The sequence below is a fragment of the Marinobacter sp. ANT_B65 genome (assembly GCF_002407605.1).
GTDB lineage: Bacteria > Pseudomonadota > Gammaproteobacteria > Pseudomonadales > Oleiphilaceae > Marinobacter.
On record NZ_NXGV01000002.1, the window covers coordinates 446,879 to 467,233 of the forward strand.

General features: G+C 52.9%; 18 protein-coding genes. 11 read left to right on the top strand and 7 right to left on the bottom strand.

The features are described 5' to 3' along the window. Positions 1-22 precede the first annotated feature (22 nt). The 5 genes from CPA50_RS12185 (at position 23) to CPA50_RS12210 (ending at position 4,522) form a co-directional block, all read left to right on the top strand. Complete coding sequence (locus tag CPA50_RS12185) at positions 23-2,380, top strand: GAF domain-containing SpoIIE family protein phosphatase (protein ID WP_096782783.1); 2,358 nt, start codon at positions 23-25, stop codon at positions 2,378-2,380. Between the two features lie 2 nt (positions 2,381-2,382). Beyond that, on the top strand, positions 2,383-2,817 hold the full coding sequence (locus tag CPA50_RS12190) for an ATP-binding protein (RefSeq protein ID WP_096782784.1): 435 nt from the start codon (positions 2,383-2,385) through the stop codon (positions 2,815-2,817). Beyond that, positions 2,808-3,176, top strand: a complete 369-nt coding sequence (locus CPA50_RS12195; protein WP_096782785.1) for an STAS domain-containing protein — start codon at positions 2,808-2,810, stop codon at positions 3,174-3,176. Before CPA50_RS12190 ends, CPA50_RS12195 begins: the two co-directional genes overlap by 10 nt. 16 nt (positions 3,177-3,192) lie before the next feature. Continuing rightward, positions 3,193-3,591, top strand: coding sequence for a hypothetical protein (locus CPA50_RS12200; protein WP_096782786.1), 399 nt, complete (start codon positions 3,193-3,195; stop codon positions 3,589-3,591). A gap of 388 nt (positions 3,592-3,979) precedes the next feature. Beyond that, the gene (locus tag CPA50_RS12210; RefSeq protein ID WP_096782788.1) at positions 3,980-4,522 is read left to right on the top strand and encodes a hypothetical protein; all 543 of its coding nucleotides are present in this window, start codon (positions 3,980-3,982) and stop codon (positions 4,520-4,522) included. 258 nt (positions 4,523-4,780) lie between these two features. Here CPA50_RS12210 and CPA50_RS12215 read toward each other — a convergent pair whose 3' ends face one another. The 4 genes from CPA50_RS12215 to CPA50_RS12230 all read right to left on the bottom strand — a co-directional run bounded on the left by CPA50_RS12215 (position 4,781) and on the right by CPA50_RS12230 (position 10,024). Beyond that, entirely contained in the window at positions 4,781-6,391 is a 1,611-nt protein-coding gene (locus CPA50_RS12215; RefSeq protein ID WP_227519621.1) for an Ig-like domain-containing protein, read from the bottom strand. Positions 6,392-6,410: 19 nt separating this feature from the next. Beyond that, the gene (locus tag CPA50_RS12220; protein ID WP_096782789.1) at positions 6,411-7,508 is read right to left on the bottom strand and encodes an OmpA family protein; all 1,098 of its coding nucleotides are present in this window, start codon (positions 7,506-7,508) and stop codon (positions 6,411-6,413) included. 318 nt (positions 7,509-7,826) lie between these two features. Then, positions 7,827-8,480: a peroxiredoxin gene (locus CPA50_RS12225; RefSeq protein ID WP_096782790.1), complete on the bottom strand. Its 654-nt coding sequence runs from the start codon at positions 8,478-8,480 to the stop codon at positions 7,827-7,829. A 182-nt stretch (positions 8,481-8,662) separates the two neighbouring features. Beyond that, the gene (locus tag CPA50_RS12230) at positions 8,663-10,024 is read right to left on the bottom strand and encodes an alanine/glycine:cation symporter family protein (RefSeq protein WP_096782791.1); all 1,362 of its coding nucleotides are present in this window, start codon (positions 10,022-10,024) and stop codon (positions 8,663-8,665) included. A 202-nt stretch (positions 10,025-10,226) separates the two neighbouring features. On the opposite strand from CPA50_RS12230, the gene CPA50_RS12235 reads away from it, so the two are divergent. After that, complete coding sequence (locus CPA50_RS12235) at positions 10,227-10,658, top strand: CBS domain-containing protein (protein ID WP_096782792.1); 432 nt, start codon at positions 10,227-10,229, stop codon at positions 10,656-10,658. A 20-nt stretch (positions 10,659-10,678) separates the two neighbouring features. On the opposite strand, the gene CPA50_RS12240 is transcribed toward CPA50_RS12235, so the two are convergent. Continuing rightward, on the bottom strand, positions 10,679-11,824 hold the full coding sequence (locus CPA50_RS12240) for an HD-GYP domain-containing protein (RefSeq protein ID WP_096782793.1): 1,146 nt from the start codon (positions 11,822-11,824) through the stop codon (positions 10,679-10,681). A gap of 247 nt (positions 11,825-12,071) precedes the next feature. Here CPA50_RS12240 and CPA50_RS12245 point away from each other — a divergent pair, with 247 nt between their 5' ends. Continuing rightward, complete coding sequence (locus CPA50_RS12245) at positions 12,072-13,091, top strand: GGDEF domain-containing protein (protein WP_096782794.1); 1,020 nt, start codon at positions 12,072-12,074, stop codon at positions 13,089-13,091. Here CPA50_RS12245 and CPA50_RS12250 read toward each other — a convergent pair. Beyond that, complete coding sequence (locus tag CPA50_RS12250) at positions 13,088-14,482, bottom strand: MATE family efflux transporter (RefSeq protein WP_096782795.1); 1,395 nt, start codon at positions 14,480-14,482, stop codon at positions 13,088-13,090. The two genes, CPA50_RS12245 and CPA50_RS12250, sit on opposite strands and share 4 nt — an antisense overlap. A gap of 172 nt (positions 14,483-14,654) precedes the next feature. On the opposite strand from CPA50_RS12250, the gene CPA50_RS12255 reads away from it, so the two are divergent. The 3 genes from CPA50_RS12255 to CPA50_RS12265 all read left to right on the top strand — a co-directional run bounded on the left by CPA50_RS12255 (position 14,655) and on the right by CPA50_RS12265 (position 18,792). Further along, complete coding sequence (locus tag CPA50_RS12255) at positions 14,655-15,527, top strand: carboxylate/amino acid/amine transporter (protein WP_096782796.1); 873 nt, start codon at positions 14,655-14,657, stop codon at positions 15,525-15,527. Between the two features lie 148 nt (positions 15,528-15,675). Next, on the top strand, positions 15,676-17,250 hold the full coding sequence (locus tag CPA50_RS12260; protein ID WP_096782797.1) for a PAS domain-containing methyl-accepting chemotaxis protein: 1,575 nt from the start codon (positions 15,676-15,678) through the stop codon (positions 17,248-17,250). Between the two features lie 144 nt (positions 17,251-17,394). After that, positions 17,395-18,792 carry a sodium-dependent transporter gene (locus CPA50_RS12265; protein ID WP_096782798.1) on the top strand — a complete coding sequence of 466 codons (1,398 nt, stop codon included), beginning with the start codon at positions 17,395-17,397 and terminating at the stop codon, positions 18,790-18,792. Positions 18,793-18,852: 60 nt separating this feature from the next. Here CPA50_RS12265 and CPA50_RS12270 read toward each other — a convergent pair whose 3' ends face one another. After that, entirely contained in the window at positions 18,853-19,443 is a 591-nt protein-coding gene (locus CPA50_RS12270) for a hypothetical protein (RefSeq protein ID WP_096782799.1), read from the bottom strand. 208 nt (positions 19,444-19,651) lie between these two features. On the opposite strand from CPA50_RS12270, the gene CPA50_RS12275 reads away from it, so the two are divergent. Then, a complete protein-coding gene (locus tag CPA50_RS12275; RefSeq protein ID WP_096782800.1) occupies positions 19,652-20,353 on the top strand; it encodes a response regulator transcription factor in 702 nt (233 codons plus the stop codon). Positions 20,354-20,355 lie beyond the last annotated feature (2 nt).

Genomic DNA, 20,355 nt, shown 5'->3' on the forward strand with positions numbered 1-20,355 from the left:
TTCCGGGAAAAGGTGCACCTGAATGCCTGATCTGGCCTGGGAGCTACCTCAGTTAATAGCCGGTTTTTCCGTTGTTGCCGGAATTATTGCAAGTCTGTCTCTTGTCATATGTCTGGTTCTCCTGCGTCGTGAACAGGGATTGCGACTGCGTGAGCGCACGCTATCCCGGCAGGCCAGCGACCTGGCTTTGAGAAAACTCACATCCTCTGTCACCGCCTGCCGCGCCATGCTTGATAGCACACCAATGGTCGTTCTGGTTTTTGAACGGGATTCGGCAAGGCTGCTGTTCGCAAACCAGCAGGCGCTGGAACTGTTTGCTTGCAACTCTACTGAAGTCCTTTCGGATCAGGTGTTTAGCCGTCCTGATGCCTGGGATGATGGCAAGTATAGCCTTCGGGATTTCGAGCTCTGGCTGGAAGGAGCCCGACAACTGGGCGTCCATCGCCGGGAATGGTTGTTTTCTGGCGCTGACGGGCTTGATGTATGGGTGGACTGCGCGCTTGGGAATACGGTTTTCGAAGGGGGCGCGGCCCGGATACTGACAGGTCATAACATTCACAGATACAAAACCGAGCTGGTGGCAGATCAGCAGCGCCGGAAGGTCCTGACTGGCATCAACAACGGCACGCCACTGGAACTTATACTGGACAACCTCTGTGAGCTGGCAGAGGCAGGTTTTCCGGACAGCCATTGCCAGATATCCCTCTATGATGAGCAGCAGGATGCCCTGCTCAGTAAGGGTAATACGCCTTTTGCACAGGCATTCAGAGATAGGATGCCCCGGATTGCTGCAGGTTATGGTGAAACCTCTCTGGGTACCTCTGCCCATACCAGAAGCCGGGTGATCAGTGCATCTTTGTCCAATGACCATCGCTGGCAGGGTTGCAGGAGCCTGATCGAAGACCTGAATATCGGCTCTGCCTGGTCTGAGCCGGTGACGGGCCAGAACGGAGAGTTACTGGCGGTCCTGACCATGTTCAGTGCTGCCAGCCGGCAGCCAAGTGACGAAATGATTGAAGCTCTGACAAGCACAGTCTCGCTGGCAAGTCTGGCGATCGAACGGGAGGGCTGGCGGACAAATCTTGAGGCGTCGGCTTCCAGTGAACGCTTCATCAGGAAGATCGGTGTTGATCTGGTGAGTGTTCCTGTTGGTGAAGCTTATGCCGGGGAGCTTAAGCTCATTCTCCACCGGGTTCTTGCCCAGTATGAACTTGGCAATATCGCAGTATGGGAAGTCTCAGCAACGGGAGATGAGCTCGTATTGGTAAGCTCTACCTGTCGGGATGGTGATGCAGGTGTGTGTGATGGTAAGGCTGCAAGGGTCAGAACAGCCGATGTGCTGGACTCTGTAACCAGTACGAAGCCTGAATATCTGGTGCCAAAGGACCCTGCATTTGACTGGTTACGAATGAATGCCGGAGCTCCCAAACCAGTGCTTGCTGTGCCTGTTTACTCGTCATCTGAAGGTTCTGCGCTGGTTGGATTGCTGGTGGCTCAGTCCCGTTTCTTCTATATCAGCCAGACCAATATCGAGCACCTGGAGGTTCTTGGGTCTTTGATCCGAACGAGCCTTGTAAACCGCCGCCTCGTAGAAACCCTGTCCTATTCCGTAGTGGATGAGAGAGAGGCCCGGGAGAAACTTGAAACCGAACTCCAGGTTGCTCGTGCTATCCAGATGTCGATGGTGCCGGGAGGCGGAATTTTCAAGGAGAGCTACAAGCATTGGTCGATAGAAGCCTGGTTGAAACCTGCACGAGCTGTTGGTGGTGATCTGTATGAGTTTATCCGGCTCCCCAGTGGCAAGGTTCTGCTGGCGGTCGGTGACGTTTCAGACAAAGGAGCGCCGGCAGCACTTTTCATGGCCCGTACGGTCAGCCTGCTGAACTATCTTGCGCGGTCCAGAGACGGAGATCTGATTGCGATTGCCTCCGAGCTTAACGCGGAGTTATGTCGCGCCAATGATGCCTGCATGTTTGTAACCATGGTCCTGGTTGTTCTTGACCTGAGCCGGGGCGAGATGGAATGGCTGAATGCCGGCCATAATATGCCAATGCAGACTTCCTGCATCGAAGCGCCAAAATTCTGGACAGGAGAGTCCGGGCCGCCTCTGGGGCTATACGAAGACGTAACCTTCTGTACAGAGCGCGTATTGGTTCCACCTGGTTCGAGTGTCACTTTATACAGTGATGGCGTGACGGAAGCGTTCAATGAGGATGGTGTTGAGTTCGGAGATGCCCGGTTACTGAATCTGGGCTATCGGGGCAGCCGCCAGGGAGAGGGGTTTATACGATATCTTCGGGAACAGTTATTGCAGTTTACTGATAAGGCGCCACAGTCTGATGATATTACCCTTATGACGATTCAGCATTACGGTCACTGATTATGATCATATCCGTCAGCCCTGATGGGCCAGTTAGCAGTGTTGTTACAAAAGTAAGTGAAGAGTTACGGTATCAGTGTGTAGACCCGGAAGTTGCAAATGATTGCTATGTTATAATCGACGAATTCCACGCAAACATGCGTGAACATGTTGCTCCAGGTTTAGACCATTTTAAATGGACACTAAACATTGTTGCACAAAAACAGGGCGTGATCATGACATTTGATTATCCGGGGCCCTGTTTTGACCCCACACAGAATTCAGATATTGCATATCAACCGATTGAAAGCCGCCGGATAGGTGGTCTTGGATTGTTGATTATGGCATCTCTTAGTGACGATATTTCCTACAGCTATCACAACGGCATAAATACACTGGTTGTTCGGCGGTATAAAAAAGAAATCGATATTTCTCAGGAAGATAACCCATGCCTTTAACCATTCAGCATAAGCAATCCACTGATAAAACATTAAGTTTAGCGCTGGAGGGAGCTCTTGATAGCGATACAGCTCCTGAATTAGATGCGGAGCTTGCTAAGTATATAGAGCAGACAACAAAAATTGTCGCTTTTAATATGGCGGGCGTAACTTTTATAAGCTCAGCGGGTTTGAGAATTATTTTCAAAACTCTGAAGCTGATGAAGTCCAGGGCTGGGCAGGTCAGCGTTACGCAAATGAGTAAAGGTGTCAGAAAAGTTTTCGAAATAGTAAAGGTCATGCCAGATCTGACTGTATTCGAAAGTCAGTCAGAAATGGATGAATACCTGGCAGAAATCCAGCGTCAGGCGAACCAGTAAAAAGAGAGGTGACGTCGTGTCAATTGTTCTGGATGGAACTGTCGGGATCCAAAGGACTTATGACGGTAGTATTACCAATGTTATATGGTTTCTTTATGGGCTCCCTGTAACTGATAGCGAACCAAGAAATGCGGTTTTCCTGAGTGAATCTTTTGGGCCGGGCTCGCCCCAGATGCTTTCATTTGAATATGACGGTGAAGAATACGTTGTATATGCAGACTGGGAGTCAGCATCGGAACGTGCCTGTGCCGCGGGGGTTCGTAAATTCTATCAATCATACGGGTATGCCCTGCTATCAGGGTTAGCGCTTACTAGTAATATGGAACCTGGGGATGATCCAATACAATGGTTGACTCCAGTACAGTATTATGATGACTATCTGACAATGAGTAAGTCGTTAGCCAGTGTTGCTTGACGCATCTAATGCCTTGATCAGGATAACGGGAGACAGTAATGCGAAGGAGTTACGAAAATAGATATTTTGATGCGGTTCAGCAGTTTATTAAAGGTGGTATGGAAGTGCGCCTGTTAAGTGGGCGTACAGTCAGGCAATGCCAGAACTCGGATTATATGTTTGAGATGACGGCTGAATTTGAACAACGAATCCGGAAGCTCTGTTCTGGTTCCCTGGCAGTGAGTACCGACAGTGCTGAGCTGTTGACTAAATGCCACCGGGAACGAGGTATCAGGCGCTCAGGGTGTGCGACGAAGGTTCAGCCCTGTACTCCTCTTGCGGAAAAAGACCGGTAATAGCCGGGTCGGACGGCGAGTTGTTTTCATACTGATGATGGGTAGAAAACGAAATGTTTGAGATACCTGAAAGGTCCGAGTGGTTGCAGGCAGATATTGCCGGGCTCAGGCGCATGCTCAGCAGGGCGGATGGTTATATCAGTCGCCGGGATATGCTGCTCATCAATACCCGGCTACGGGATGTTCTGCATAAGGCAATTGACACTGACGAGCGAGACCTGGCTCTGTATCTTCTGACGGGGCTACCCGCAGAATTCCGGATGGAGGAAGGGCCGGCGGAGGTCCGTCGGGCGCTGTTTGAACGGGCGCTTCTTGCGGGCAGTTTTGATGTACTCTCACTTCTCATAGAGCATGCATCGGACAACCTTGTCATAAATTATAATTTTCAGATTGCACACCTTTTCTTGTCCTCTTGTTATGGCGATAGCGAACTGGAGGAACTGCATGAGCTGGTTTCCGGCGCTGATGACGGCTCTCTTGTCTGGTTCCTGGCAGAGGCGGTGGCTCGCGGTTGTACTCTGCCAACGTCGGTATTGCTCGCTATTGAGGAACGGCTCGATTCCGCTTTGCTGGATGTGATAAACGCCACCTCCTGAAAGGTTTCCGCTTACTGAGGAACCTGGCTCCACTGTTTAACGATGACACTCCGGTTCCTTCCCTGGTTTTCTGTCCGCAGTATTGCGGATCAGCTCTTCAGATCCTGTGGTCAGCTTTTCCATATTCCAGTACGCGATGCTGCCGGGCGCAGCCCTTTGTCTGGGCCATTTCCGTTTCTTGAGTATGTTCAAGACTGGGCAGAATGCAATGCGGCCCCTGATGGGGCCGCATGTCACTACACTTGTACCTGGGTCAAATTACCCTTTGCAGAGCAGACCAAAAGGAAGGTTGGAGTTGCAGGTGACATTGTCCAGGAGAAGGTCGAGCTGAAGCAGGTCCACGAGTTCTCCTCCGACAGATACCAGGCCGCCATCTTCGGTCAGGTTAGTAGGGTCGATCACAGATACGTTCAGCAGGTCCCCGCCAGTGTCCAGGCTTAATACAGAGCCATCGAGCAGACCCACATTAGCCAGTGCCTGGCCATCTGCCTGGTTTAGAAGATTGCCCAGTACCGGAAGCTGGCCCAGACCATCAAGCAGGACATCAAGCCCGTCCTGAACGGCACTCGGAAGAGGCAGCCCGCTGTCATCCAGTACAGCCAGATTAATACCCAGGCCGTTATTTTCGCCTACCAGTGCTTGTCCAAGCAGCGCGGGGATTTGCGTAGGATCACCATCGGTGAATGCATCAGCGAGTGCTTGCACCTGAGTTGCATCAAGACCTACATCCAGTGAAACGGTGCAGGACTCTTCAGGGGAAGACGGATCAATGTCTTTGGGATCGCAGACTGCTACCAGCACTGAGCTGAAGTCACCTGTATTGAAATCGCCAAAATCAAGATTCGTTGGGTCAAATGTTGTGGGATCAAGGGAGCTCAGGTTGTCGACGAGGGGCAATTTGAGTTGCAGTAGATTGTCCAGGCTGCTTAGTCCGTCATTGGCATTACCGGTTTCCAGTGCATCCAGCAATTGGCCAGTCAGAAGATTAAGGCCATCGCCCAACCCAGGGATCTGGCTAACCAGTCCATCATCCAAAGCCAGAACCAGCCCGCCTGTACGAAAATTCATTTTGAATGGTGCAGACAGAGAGTTTCCTGCCTGATCCTTGATGTTGGTGGTCAGCTCTACCTGATAGTTAGTCTGTCCATCAAGCGCAGTACCCGGCTTGAACGAAACGACATTTTTGTCGAAGGAGAAGGAGCCAGGTATAGCCTGAGTGGCGCCACTTTCTACTGCAAACAGTTTGAAGGAATTTACGTTAACGCTGGACGCGCTGATAGGTTCGTCAAATTCTATAGCAACGGTTGTGTCTGCAGAGGCAAGCAACTCACCGTCAACAGGAATCGCACCGACTATTGTTGGTTGGGTCAGATCCTGTTCGTCACTGGTTGTGAAGGTCGAAGATTCTGGCTGAGCGTTCTTGCTAACCTCTTCGCACTCGGCCTGCAGGGAGGAAGTCACTACAATTCTGTACTGGGTCAGACCGGCTTCGAGCAGGTTGTCCGGGGTCAGTGTGATGGTGTCATCGTTTACTGTGATCTGCGCAGGTACAACGCCAGCAGTGCCACCCTGAACATAGATTGCTGAAGATGTTGCTGTCGTTTCATCAATCAAAGCGTTGAAGGTAACGCGGATGTCTGAGTTGAGTGCAACGTCCTGCTGGTTTGTTGCGGGGCTGAAACCGTTGGTTTCTGCCTGGAATACACTGCTTACATCATCACAGAATTCTTCTTGTGGAGTTGGTGGAGGCGTATCGTCTGATCCGACCAGCCTTGGGGTTGAAGGGTCGTCACTGCCTCCGCCACAACCCGAAAGGATGAGTGTAGATGCCAGTGTTGCTGTCAATAAAGACCTGTAATTTACCATCATGATTAGTTGCCTTTGCTATTTATTTGGTCAGTAATTCTGAATATTTACCCGAAACGATCGCTTCTACACGGCGGTTTTCAGCGCGACCTCTGGGAGTTGTGTTTGAAGCAACTGGCTGTGACTCGCCCATACCGGATGTTGTAATGCGGTCGGAATTGATGCCGAATTCGTTGATGAGTACTTTCATTACGGCGTCTGCACGGCTTTTGGACAGGCTTTGGTTGTAGCTCGATGAGCCTGTGCTGTCGGTGTGGCCTTCCAGAAGAATAGTTGCGCCAGGATACTGCTTCATCACCTTGGCAAGATTCTGAATTTTCGGGAAAAACTCGTAACGGACTTCTGTGCGGTCCAGTTCGAACTCTACGTGCAGTGTTTCACGGATTTCTTTGGTCAGCTTCTTGGCACAGCCATCCGAATCAACCAGAGCACCCATTGGTGTGCCGGGGCATTTATCCAGTTGGTCAATCACGCCGTCACGATCCGAGTCTTTTGGCGGTGTAACAACGGCTGGGTGTTTTGTTTTCACGGCGACTTCAATCTGGGGCGCGGCGGGGTACTGGCGGCCAAACAGGTAGTGAATACCGGTGAAATACTGGGCGTCTACGTAACCCTCTTCCAGTTCGGTGCGGCCGCGGATGCCACCTTCAATCATGAAACGTGGTGCAATCATGCGCTGAAAGCCGCCCTCCAGGTAAACAGCATCTTCCGTTTTTGCGCCAGCATCATGATGAACGCTGATATCTGTGTAGCTATAGCCAAGGCCACCGAATGGGCGCCAGTTGCTCAGGCGGAATTCAGAGGGGTGAAGGCGTCCGCCCAGTGAGCCCTGAAGCAGATTGGCGTTCAGACCGCCAGCCCGGGTTTCCGGTTCAGCGTAGCCGCCCTGAAGCAGAACACTTACATTCGGATTGAACTGATGCGTCAGGTTGAGGCTGCCCTCGAAGTAGTTGGAGAGGTTGTCCCCGGTAAGGGAGGAGCTGTCTCTGGAGTTTCCTGAATCTACATAACTGCCTTCGATACCAACGCTGCTGTAGCTAAGGGGGAACTCTTCGGCTGCGCCGGAAAGTCCTGGTGCAAAAAGAACGGCCGTAAGGGCGATGTAACCGATTTGTTTCATGACTGAGTGCTCCTTCTTACTATAATTGAGCTTTAGTATAGATGGTATTATGCGATAAAAGAAAGCAAGTATCACAAAGTTTGACACGATGTATGTAAGTACATGTTTTAAAAATGTCATGTTCCCGGTAATTACGGTTTTGAAGCGTTAATACGCCCATAAGGTTTGTTGCTGCGGTGCTGGCTGAGCGGGAATGGAATCGCGGCGTGGTATCAGACGGGGGCGGGGAAATGCCTGAATTTCATCGTTGCGAGTGAAATTCAGGCATTTCCAGGGTCAAGCTGGCGCCTGACCCGAATTGCGGAGGCCTGAGAGCGGCTATTCGCCGCTCCAGTTGGTTGTCGGATCCGGTGTCATCCTCAGGTAGGATTTCACTTTCTTATAGCCTTTCGGGAAGCGCTTTTTGATTTCTTCTTCGTCCTGCAGTGATGGCACAATGACGACATCTCCGCCGCGTTCCCAGTTGCCCGGGGTCGCAACCTTGTGTTCATCAGTCAGTTGCAGGGAGTCAATCACTCGCAGTACTTCGTTGAAGTTACGACCTGTACTGGCCGGATAAGTGATGATCAGGCGAACTTTTTTATTCGGATCGATCACAAACAGAGAGCGCACGGTGAGTGTGCTGTCTGCATTTGGGTGGATCATGTCGTATAGCTCTGCAACCTTGCCATCCTGATCAGCCAGGATAGGAAAGTTCACAGCGCAGCCCTGGGTTTCATTGATGTCCTTGATCCATTCCTGATGGGAATCAACGGGATCCACACTAAGCGCTATAGCTTTAACGTTGCGCTTTTCGAACTCGCCTTTAAGCCTGGCGGTGAGGCCAAGCTCAGTCGTGCACACCGGCGTAAAGTCGGCCGGGTGGGAAAAGAGCACACCCCAGCTATCACCCAACCATTCGTGAAATGAAATCTTGCCTTCACTGGAGTCCTGCTCGAAATCTGGTGCAGTATCGCCTAGACGTAAACTCATCTTTGGTCTCCTTCTATGCTACGTGGCAGTGGTGTTATCGGGAAACCCGGCGGTCTCGCCGCCGGATCTTTTCATTGAGTGTATACGAGAATCATTGATGCGAAAGTACTGGATTACAAGGGCCGGTTGATTCACCTCATCCTGCCCTGCTCTCCCGATTCGCAGTCGCAATGATCACTGCATCAGACCCCAGCTGCTTTTTCCCGTTCGAAATGCTCTTTGGTCAGCCTGAACACGACCGGGCTTAGCAGTAGCAGAGCTATAAGGTTGGGAAGAGCCATCATGGCGTTCAGCGTATCGGCCACGAGCCAGATCATGCCCAGATTGACCGTAGCACCAACGGGAATGGCGAGAATCCAGGCGACCCGGTAAGGCACTATGGCCCTTACACCAAATAAAAACTCGACGCTGCGCTCACCGTAGAATGACCAGCCAAGTATGGTGGTAAAGGCAAAGATGGCCAGGGCAATGGCTACCACGTAATCGCCAACGCCCGGAAGAGCGGCGGAGAAAGCCATAGAGGTGAGCGCGGCACCGGATTCGCCTGATGTCCAGACGCCTGATGTGATGATGACGAGGCCGGTAATCGTACAGATAATGATGGTGTCGATAAATGTGCCCAGCATAGCCACCATACCCTGGTTAATCGGGTTCCTGGTCTGCGCGGCGGCATGGGCAATGGGGGCAGAGCCCAGGCCGGCTTCGTTGGAGAAGACTCCACGAGCAACGCCGAATCTTATCGCGGCCCAGACAGCCGCGCCGGCAAAGCCGCCTTCGGCTGCGATCGGGCTGAAAGCATGCTTGATGATCAAAGCAAAGGCGGCGGGAATCTCAGCTGCATTGAGTGCCAGTACAATCAGGCCGGCGATCAGATAGGATATGGCCATCAGAGGCACCAGCGCACTGGCCACCTGGCCGATGCGGCGGATACCGCCAATCAGTACCATGCCTACAAGTACCATCAGGATAACGCCGGTGACCCAGTGTGGCAGGCCGAATGTTGCATCCATTACGTCTGCGACCGAATTGGCCTGTACTGTGTTGCCGATACCAAACCCTGCGATGGCGGCGAAAACGGCAAACAGAACACCCAGCCAGGCCCATTTTTTGCCGAGGCCATTGCGAATGTAATACATAGGGCCGCCAACATAGGAGCCTCGCTCATCGACCTCACGGAAGCGCACTGCAAGTACGGCTTCTGAGTACTTTGTGCCCATGCCCACCAGCGCGGTCAGCCACATCCAGAATAAAGCCCCGGGCCCGCCGAGGAAAACTGCCGTCGCAACACCGGCAATGTTCCCAGTTCCTACGGTTGCTGAAAGGGCGGTCATTAATGCCTGAAACGGGGGAATATCACCGTCTGATTCTGCCCCTGAGGCGCGACGGCCTTTCCACATCAGGCGGAAGCCGGCTCCGAGCTTGAAAATCGGCATGAGTTTCAGGCCGAGACTTAAAAACAGGCCCACACCCAGAATAAGCACCAGCATCGGTGGTCCCCAGACCAGTCCGTTAACGTCCCCGATAATCTTTTCGATGATTTCCATAGGCCCCCCTGTGCGCCATAGCCTGAGCTTGTGATTGTACCTGCAAGAGTTATAACTGGTTGAGTTTAGTCAGTTATTGTCCCATGTAAACCTGCAGCTAGTGAAAATTGGAAGATTTGGCACCTATTGCCTATGTTTACAGGGAGAGGGGCCCGGATTGACCGGTGTCTCTGTATCATCGCAGGAATGCGAGGAGGTACCCATGGCTGCGCTCAGGGTTGCAGATGTTATGTCCAACCATATTGAACCTGTCCGGTGCGGTACGCCGTTGGCCGATGTGGTCCGGGCGCTGCTTGAGAATCACATCTCAGGTTTGCCGGTGGTCGACGCAGACCGCCGTTTACTGGGTTTTGTTTCCGAGCAGGATTGCATTCATGCGCTGCTGGTGAGTAATTATCACTGTGAAGGAAGCCCGGTGGTTGACGATGTCATGTTCCGGGAACCTCTGGCCATTTCCCCCGGCACGGCGATCGTTGACCTTGCCCAGAAGCTCGGTTCCGGAAAGCCGAAAGTCTACCCTGTGGTGGAGCACGGAAAACTTATTGGCATTGTCACGCGCACGGCCGTTCTGGCTGAACTGGCCCGTATTGGTTGCGGAGTTGAACTTTCCAGGCGCAAAGGTGGGGACGACTGATCTGGCCGTTTCCCATGTATTCATCGGGGGAAGATATCAGCCCTGTAGCCCCACATCTGACTGAAATCCATCGATGGAATCATGTCCGGCTCCTCTATTGCGAGAACATTGAAGCCTGACATGCTGGTATCTCGCTCCAGGGGTTCTTTATAGCTGTTGCCTGACGGATCGAAAACAGCCTGTACAAAAGGTCCGCGGGCGCGCAGTGGTCTGCGGGTTATTACGCCCACTTCGTTATTTTCCAGCCGTACCAGGGTTCCTGGCGGATATTCGCCCAGAATATGCAGCAGAGCTTTGGGCAGGGCTGGCCGGAAGGTGCCATCTGCCAGACTGGCGATCAGTTTGCGCGCGGCTGTTACGTTCATCCGCTTCCGGTAAGCGCGTTTCGTGATCATGGCGACGTAGCGCTCTGCCAGAGCAAGGATTTCTGACTCGGGCCGGATATCTGTGCCACTGAGGCCATCCGGATAGCCTCTGCCGTCTGCCTGCTCGTGGTGCTGGGCAATAATGGTAAACAGCAGATCGTTGTCAATTCCCACCGCGTTGAGCGCGCGAATGCTCCGTTGCGGGTGCTTGCGTATAACGTTTCGTTGCTCTGTGCTCAGCACCTTGTTGAAGGCGTTGAGCTTGTCGGCGACAGGCACCAGGGCGAGATTGGCGCTCAGAGCCGCCTCTGTCAGTGTCGGAATACGCTGTTCATCAAGCCCGAATTGCCGGGCGATAAGCTGGCAGAGTATGGCGTAAAAAATGATCTGTTCGTGGATTGTGGGGCCAACGGAGTACAGGTGTACAAGTGCCAGGGCGGAGTCGGGGGCCTTTGTGCAGGCCTGCTCCAGGGCGTAGGCCAGATCCTGGAAGTGTTTGCGGGCTTCCGGTTCGCCAGCGGCGGTCGAGGTCAGAGCTTTTTCAAGCCCATGAAGGTAACCGGGGTAATTCGCGAAAGGGTTACAGTCTGCTTCATCCCCGGATGCTTCGTCGTCTTCCTGAGGCACCTCAATAACCCGCGGTTCGAAACGGCCGCGCTCAAACAGTTGCTCGAGCTGCGAATCTGTCTGGATGACATAGCCCTGGCAAAGGAGCACATTCCCATCGGCGTCATACACGTCCCACGGTAGTGGTCGACCGATGGTTAATGCGCCGGGGGCTATTCGAACGAGGTTACTCAAAATCCGGATGATTCCTGTATGGGCTTCTGGTTTGAGTAGGGTTGCGGCTCTGCGGCCAGACTCTGTAGCTATAGTAAAGGTAATTGATTTGTCAGGGCTACCCGTCTGATGTGAATCCAGTAAAATATGTACTCCTGCACTACTCTTTATAGGTGTTTTGTTAAGAATCGTAGGATCCGGCGATTATTGCGTTGCATCGGATTATCATCGGTGTTCACCGCTTTTCCTGCCCTTACCGGATGACTGCATGCTTAGCCGTCTGAAAACTGACTTCCAGTTATCTATTATCACTCTGCTTGGCGCCTGCGCGCTTCTTGGCGTAACACCGTTTGCAGCTCTGCGTTTCATCCAGGGTAATCTGGTCACTGGAATTGTGGATGTCCTGGTGCTTGGGTGCATTGTCAGCGGTATGGCTTACGCGTGGATAACTGGTGACACCCGGCGTAGCGGCTTCGTTTTGGCTATTGTTGTCTGCTGTGGATCGGTCGCTGCGGGTGTTGCTGGCAAGGCGGGTTTTTTCTGGCTTTACCCTTGTTTGATGGTGTCGTTTTTCCTCGTAAGTCCCCGCGGGGCGGTGTTTGTGAATCTCGTCGCAATTGCCTCTGCAATGACCATGCAGGATGGTGCTTTCCAGTCTTCTGTTCACATGTGGTCATTTTTTTCGACAACAGTGATGACCAGTGTTTGTGCATATGTGTTTGCGTTCCGCAATGAACGTCACCGGGAAAGCCTGCAGTTATTGGCTTCCGTTGATCCATTGACGGGTGTGAAAAATCGCCGGTCCATGGATGAAGGGCTGCGTTCTGCTCTTATGGATGCGCGGCGCACAGGCAGATTTTATGCTGTGATCATGATGGATATTGATCACTTTAAAAAGATAAATGATGAGCATGGGCACGGTATCGGTGACCAGGTATTGCTGAGCCTGGTTTCCCTGATTCAGCAACGTATACGTAAAACAGACCAGCTTTTCCGTTTTGGTGGTGAAGAGTTTGTCCTGATCTTGTCCGGAGTTGATTGCAATGGTCTCAAGCAAATAGCGAATGATCTCCAGGCGCACGTTCGCCAGCAACTGAGGTGTGGGGAAAATGCTGTAACGGTATCATTCGGAGTGGCACGGCTACACCCTGATGGAACTGCAGAGGGCTGGCTGAAACGTGCGGATGCAGCACTATATGAGGCCAAGGGCTCCGGCCGCGACCAGATTGTATTTGCAGAAAATATATCCGGTGCTGACGTGCCGCCCGGTTCAATGCTGGCCGACTAGCTCCGGGTGGCTTTCGGACGATAACGGAACAGCCTCCACCCCAGCAACAGACTGGCAGACGCCAGCCCTCCTGTCAGCCCCACCCAGAAGCCTGCGGCTCCCATGGCAGGGACAAGCAGACTGGTGAAGGCCAGGGTATAACCCAGCGGCAACCCCACGCCCCAGAACGAGAACAACATGATCAGCATGGGAATGCCTGTATCTTTATAGCCTCTCAGGGCGCTGATACAGGTGATCTGGATAACATCTGCCACCTGGAAAATCGCTGCGAACATCAATAATCGTATGGTAACTGCCTGAACGTCTGTATCGCTTGTGTAGAGAGCCGCAATACCTTCAGAGAAAATCAGTAAAAGAATGGCGAAGACCAGGGCTGTCGCAGACGCAAGAATCAGGGAGCTGCGGGAAATCAGGCGGGCAGTATCTGGCGCGCCGGCACCGATAAGAAAGCTGACTCTCAAGGTAAGCGCCATGCCGATGCTCAGCGGCAGCATGAACAGCAGAGACACAACGTTCAGTGCAATCTGGTGCCCGGCTACCACTACAGGGCCCAGTGGAGCAAGAAACAGTGCGATTACCGAGAAAAGGCTGGCTTCCACAAAAATAGTGAACCCGATAGGTATGCCGATACTGAGAATGTAGCGGATCAGCGCCTTGTTGGGTTTTGCCCAGTCGGCAAACAGGTGAAACTGTTTGTAGAGCTGGCTGCGGCTCAGATAGACCAGCAGTGCAATTGCAGCTACGCCGTTCGAAACGGATGTTGCCCAGCCACAGCCAATGCCGCCCATGGCAGGCAGCCCGAGCTTGCCATAGATGAGTACGTAGTTGAGTGGCAGATTAATCAGCGTGCTCAGTATAGAGAACGCCATAATCACTCGGGTATGTCCCAGGCCGTCAGTGAGCCCGCGGAGTGCAGTCATCAAGAGAAGAGCGGGAATGCCCCAGGCAAAGGCATTCAGGTAGCCCTGGGTGATGCCAGCGGTTCTGGCTTCCAGGTGCAGCCCGTCAAGAACCGGATGCACGTTGATCAGCAGCAGAATCATCACGATTGCGCCAGCACCGGCGATGTATAAGCCCTGCCAGGTAGCTGGCATGATTTTCTCTGGTGTCCGGGCGCCGTTATAACCGGAAATAATCGGTTGCAGCGCTCCAAGCATGCCGATAAAAAACAAAAATAACGGCACCCATAAGCTGGCGCCAATACCCACACCCGCAAGATCTTCAGCGCTGGCATGACCTGCCATGACTGTGTCGATAACGCCGTTGGCCATCTGGGCAACCTGGGCAATCAGAATCGGCCCGCCAAGTATTGCCAGGGTCTTCCATTCTGTCAGGGTTCGTGAAACAAGAGATTTACGAACTTCGGGCAGTGGTTGGTGGGTTTCATCCATAAGGTGCTGTTCCGAAGGGCTGGAGCCAATAGGTATTCAAGGGTGGACACGCGGGCGAGACATGCTACCCGATTGTGAGGAGACGCGTCATAGGGATTGCCACGTAAATGCACTGAAACCTGCCTGAAAACCCGTTAAAGTACGCGTCCTATTCATACGGATTGCGTTCATTATGGGACTCCTGGTTTTTGTAACTGTCCTCTGGGCATTCTCATTCAGTCTGATTGGCGAGTTCCTCGCCGGACAGGTAGACAGCGACTTTGCAGTGCTCAGTCGTGTGTTACTGGCAACCCTGATATTTCTGCCGTTTACCCGCTGGCGTGGTGTGCCTGGAGGGTTGAAGCTGGGTGTACTGGTTACAGGCATGCTGCAGTTTGGCATTACCTATCTGTGCCTGTACCGCTCGTTCAGCTATCTGACTGTTCCGGAAGTTCTGTTATTCACAATATTCACGCCTCTGTATGTAACCCTGATTGACGATGCCCTGTCCCGCCGGTTTTCGCCGGTTGCTCTGGTTGCAGCAGCAATAGCTACGGTTGGTGCCGGCATAATACGTTACGACGGCCTGGGCGAAGATTTTATAACCGGCTTCCTGTTACTGCAGGTTGCGAATTTCACCTTTGCTGCAGGCCAGGTGGGCTACAAACACGTTATGCAGCACTACCCGACTGATGTGCCGGCGTATCGCACATTTGGCTACTTCTTTATCGGTGCGCTGATCATCGCACTGCCGTCTTTTATTGTGTTCGGCAACGCCGAGCGGCTTCCGTCAACGGCCCTGCAATGGGGCATCCTGCTGTGGTTGGGCCTGGCAGCTTCAGGGTTTGGTCTGTTCCTGTGGAACCGCGGTGCCTGCCGTGTTGATGCGGGCACGCTCGCTATTATGAATAATGTTCTGGTGCCTGCCGGACTGCTGGTCAATCTGCTGATCTGGAGCCGGGACGCTGACCTGTTGCGGCTGGCAATGGGTGGAGCTGTGATAGCGCTTTCACTCTGGGTAAATGCCCGTCTTCACCCCCGCGCCCGGTTGAACGGAGCAGCATGAGTGCGGGTGCCAGCCATAGTAGAGGGGCCGTTGCAGATAAATTCTTTTACCCGGTTTTACTTTTGACGAATATCAAAAATGTGGCTGTATGTATATTGTGTAACAAAATTTGCACTTCCCTTACAGCCATAAGTAACAGGCACATGATATGCGCACTAACCTACCCGTAACCCAGCATGAAGTTAAAATGCGCACGGGCGGCCGGCTAATTACCACCACCGACCTCAAAGGCGTTATTACCTACTGCAATGAAGAGTTCGCAGAGATTAGTGGCTTCTCTGAGACAGAGCTGATTGGTCAGGCTCATAACATCATTCGCCATCCGGACATGCCGCAAGCTGTGTTCAGGGATATGTGGCAGTACCTCAACGCAGGCAAGGCCTGGATGGGTATTGTTAAAAACCGTGCAAAGAATGGCGACCACTACTGGGTGAGCGCATACGTAACTCCTATCCGGGAAAATGGCCAGATGGTTGGCTATGAATCGGTTCGTGTAGAGCCGGCCCGGGACGACATAGTCCGGGCCGAGAAACTCTACGCACGGATAGCTGCGGACAAGTCAGTTCTGACCACAGGGAACCGTATACAGTCAGCATTGAAGTCCGGATGGCCCCTGCTTCTGTCTCTGGTTCTGAGTTTCATTGCACTTGGGGTTGAGAAATACTGGGTAGCTGCCGGGCTGATTGTAGCCGGCCATCTGTTGGGTGCATTCCTCGTTCAAAAGTCTTTGACTGACCGGCTCAGGCGTCTCATGGAGATTCGTCCGGGCGGCTATCATGATCCGGTTGTCGCCCGTACCTACAGCAATGAGTCGGGAATCTTCTCGCAACTGGCGCTCTTGTTGATCAGCGAGGACGCACGGATTCGCACTGCGCTTGCCCGTATAGATGATCAGGCAGAGCTGCTTTATGAGCAGGCCCGTGCTTCTCACGAATATATCAGCAGCGGTGCCCAGGCTATTTGCCGCCAGCGCGCTGAAACGGATCAGACGGCCTCGGCTATTACAGAGATGGCGGCATCCATTCAGGAAGTGACAGAGTCCATGCTGGGCAATGCCCGGGCAGCCGAAGAGGCCGATCGCCTTGCTGTAATTGGTAGTGAACGCAGCTCAGAAGCGCTGGTTGCGATCGAACAACTGGTTACCCGTGTGAATGGGATTGGTCAGACCATCAGCGCCCTGGGCGAGTCCACCAGAAGCATTGGTGAGGCTGCCAGTTTGATTTCCGAAATTGCAGACCAGACGAACCTGCTGGCTCTGAACGCGGCAATTGAAGCTGCCCGCGCGGGTGAGCAGGGCCGGGGATTCGCCGTTGTTGCTGACGAGGTACGTTCGCTGGCCAGCCGTACCCGGGAGTCCACAGTGCGTATTCAGGAAGTTATTGACGACTTCCGGTTACAGGTGGATTCGGCTGTTCAGGCCATGCAGGACGGAGAGTCAGTTGCCGGGCAGGGGCTGGAGAAAGTGCGTGAGGCCGAGAACTCTCTGCGAGACATAGTTACGTCCATCAAAACGATTTCTGACAGTTTTATCAGCATGTCGGCAGCATTTGAGGAACAGAATCAGGTATCTGAGGAAATCAATCGCCAGATTATCAATATCGCCGAACTTGCGGATCACAGTGAAGAGCAGGCTTCTTCAGCCAGACAGAGCAGCGATCACCTCAGTGCTATGTCCCGGGGGCTGAAGGGTCTGGTTTCGCGCTTTCTCAGGAAAACCGATTAAGCAGGCCGGATTCGTTGTTTGCAAGGAAGCTGTTGCCGGTGCTGGCATCCCCGCGCCAGTGCTGGCAGAATCTCCCCCCATTCGCCGGGGAGCACTTGCAGAGCAGCTCCTCCTATTCTTTGATTCAAAGCACAGATACATACCATGACTCAGTTCAATCCGGCCCCGGAGAGTGACTCCGGGGTGTCTCGCGGCCTTTGGTCTTCCCGTTTTGCCTTTATTCTCGCAGCCACAGGCTCGGCCGTTGGGCTCGGCAACATATGGAAGTTTCCTTATGTGACAGGTGAGAACGGGGGCGGAGCATTCGTTCTGGTTTACCTCCTGTGTATCGCCATTATTGGTGTGCCCATCATGATGGCGGAAGTATTTGTTGGTCGCAGTGGTCGTCATAACCCGATTACCAGCATGCGCCTGGTTGCTGTGCGTAACCTCAGCTCACCAGCATGGCGTATTTCTGCGATTATTGGCATGATCGCGGCTTTTGCAATTCTGTCCTTCTACTCTGTTATTGGTGGCTGGGCTGCTTCTTATATTGGCCATGCGGCTATGGGTGACTTCACCGGGGGTACTGCTGACTCTATAGGTGAACTGTTCAGCGCCCTTCTGGCCAGCCCTGAGCAACTTCTTGCCTGGCACACGTTGTTTATGGCACTGGTCATTCTGGTTGTATCCCGCGGTCTGAAAGGTGGTCTGGAGCGCGCAGTCACTATTCTGATGCCGGCGCTTTTCGTACTGCTTATTATTGCGGTGGGTTATGCCACAACTACGGGGCATTTTGGTGAGGCTGTGAGTTTCCTGTTTACCCCTGACTTTGGTGCGCTGACCATCAATGGTGTGCTGATTGCACTGGGTCATGCCTTTTTTACCCTCAGTCTGGGCATGGCCATCATGATGGCCTACGGTTCTTATCTGGGGAGTGATGTGGCTATAGGGCGCACTGCGGTCAGTATTGCACTGATGGACACAGTGGTTGCTCTCCTTGCTGGCCTGGCCATTTTCCCGGTGGTCTTTGCCAACGGACTTGAGGCCAGTGCCGGCCCTGGTCTTATCTTCCAGACTCTGCCTCTGGCGTTTGGCAACATGCCCATGGGCAGCCTGTTTGGAGCCCTGTTCTTTATCCTGCTGCTGTTTGCGGCCTGGACTTCCGGCATTTCTCTGCTGGAGCCGGTTGTTGAGTGGGTAGAGGAAAATTCAGGTATGGGGCGTTCAGGCAGTGCCATTGTCGTCGGCGTACTCTGCTGGTTGCTGGGTGTTGCGTCTATTCTGTCACTGAACGTGTGGTCTGATGTTACGCCATTGGCGATGTTCGAGCGTTTTGAAGGGAAAACCATTTTTGATTTGCTCGACTTCTTTACCGCCAACATTCTGCTCCCCTTGTCAGGGTTGCTGACGGCCATTTTTGTGGGCTGGTTTGTAGCGAAGGAATCACTGAAAGCCGATCTGGACCTGAGCGATGGTGCATTCGCGTTGTGGCTTACTTTGTTGCGCTTCGCGACTCCAGTAGCGGTAGTGATTGTGTTTATTTATAACCTGCTGGCTTAAAGCAGCGAAAAAAAGCCCGGCAGGCAGTGATGCTCTCCGGGCTTTTTTTATGGGCGGGATTTAGTCTTCTTCGTAATCTGTTGCGGTCCGCAAAGCTTGCAGATGGGGCTTGATGGCTTCGATATCGGCAGAAGGTATGTCAGTGGCTTGTTGCATTTGGCTTATAGAGGTTTTTATTGAATCCCGCATCAACGCCTTTTGCTCAGCGGTTATATGAGGGTTTTTCTCGACCTCGGCCAGCATGTTCTCCATCTCCTCCCTGAACTTCGGGCTCTGGTTCGATATTTCGAGCGCGATCCAGGCGCCGTAGATCCGGTCGCCTGTGGCTGCCCACTCTGATATGTCGCTGAAGCCATTGTCCTGAACAAGGTTCTCCAGGCGGTCGTACACCTCCTCGCCTTCGAGTTCTTCAATGGAGGAGGACAATATCCGGGAAAGATCAGGGGCTCTGGTGCTTTGCTGGTCAACCACCTCCTCAAACTCCGATTCCATAGCCTGGACTTTTTCCAGCGTCTTGATGAAAGCGCGGATTGTATTATCAGTAAGCTTCTCTGCGTGAGCGTTGAATGACATGAGGGATAATATCAGCGCCAGCATGACACTCAGCTGGCGTGCATGGGAGTAGTGAAAGTGGGGGGGGATTATGTGCATCGGGCTCTCCTTGTTAGCCTGTTTCCGGGTCCATCTGTCCGGAAGTCTTTTAATCGTTGATCCAGAATAACCAAAATACCAGGTATCTGCTTCCTGTTATGGAGTTCTGGTGTGACAGATTCGTGAAGTTTTCGCGTTAGACTGAGAACAGGAGTCCCAGCATGACGGGCTACTTTATTGTACAGCCAGACAAATGAGCCAGAACATCATGACACGAACAATACTGATTGTTGAAGACAACCCCGGGATAGGTGAGTTGGTTAGTATGCAGGTCAAGGACCTGGATATGGAGCCGGTTCTGGTGGGGCGTGGGGATGATGGCCTTGAGAGGTTTCGTCAGGGTGGTATAGATCTGGTTGTTCTTGATCTGATGCTGCCGGGGCTTGACGGCCTCTCAGTATGCCGGGAAATTCGTGCGATCCCGGGCTATGTTCCAGTGCTCATGCTGACCGCCAAAAGTACAGAGCTGGATCGGGTGCTTGGCCTGGAGATGGGGGCAGATGACTACCTGACCAAGCCTTTCAGCGTGGCTGAGCTTTCCGCCCGGATCAAAGCCTTGTTCCGCCGGGTAGATGCACTTTCTTCTCGCAGTTCCGAGCAGTCAGAAGCTGAAGAGGTGGATGTTGACGGACTCCGGATAGATCCTGTGCGGCGGCGGGTGTCTGTTCATGGCAAGGAAGCAGAGCTTACGGCCCGTGAGTTTGACCTGCTCTGGCATTTTGCCTGCCACCGGGGGCGTGTATTCAGTCGGGCACAGTTGCTGGATGCGGTGTGGGGGTATAACCATGAGGGCTATGAGCACACAGTGAATACTCACATAAACCGCTTGCGCAACAAAATCGAAACCAATCCGGCAGAGCCTCTGTACGTGCAGACGGTCTGGGGTGTTGGTTACCGGTTTATGGACTGATC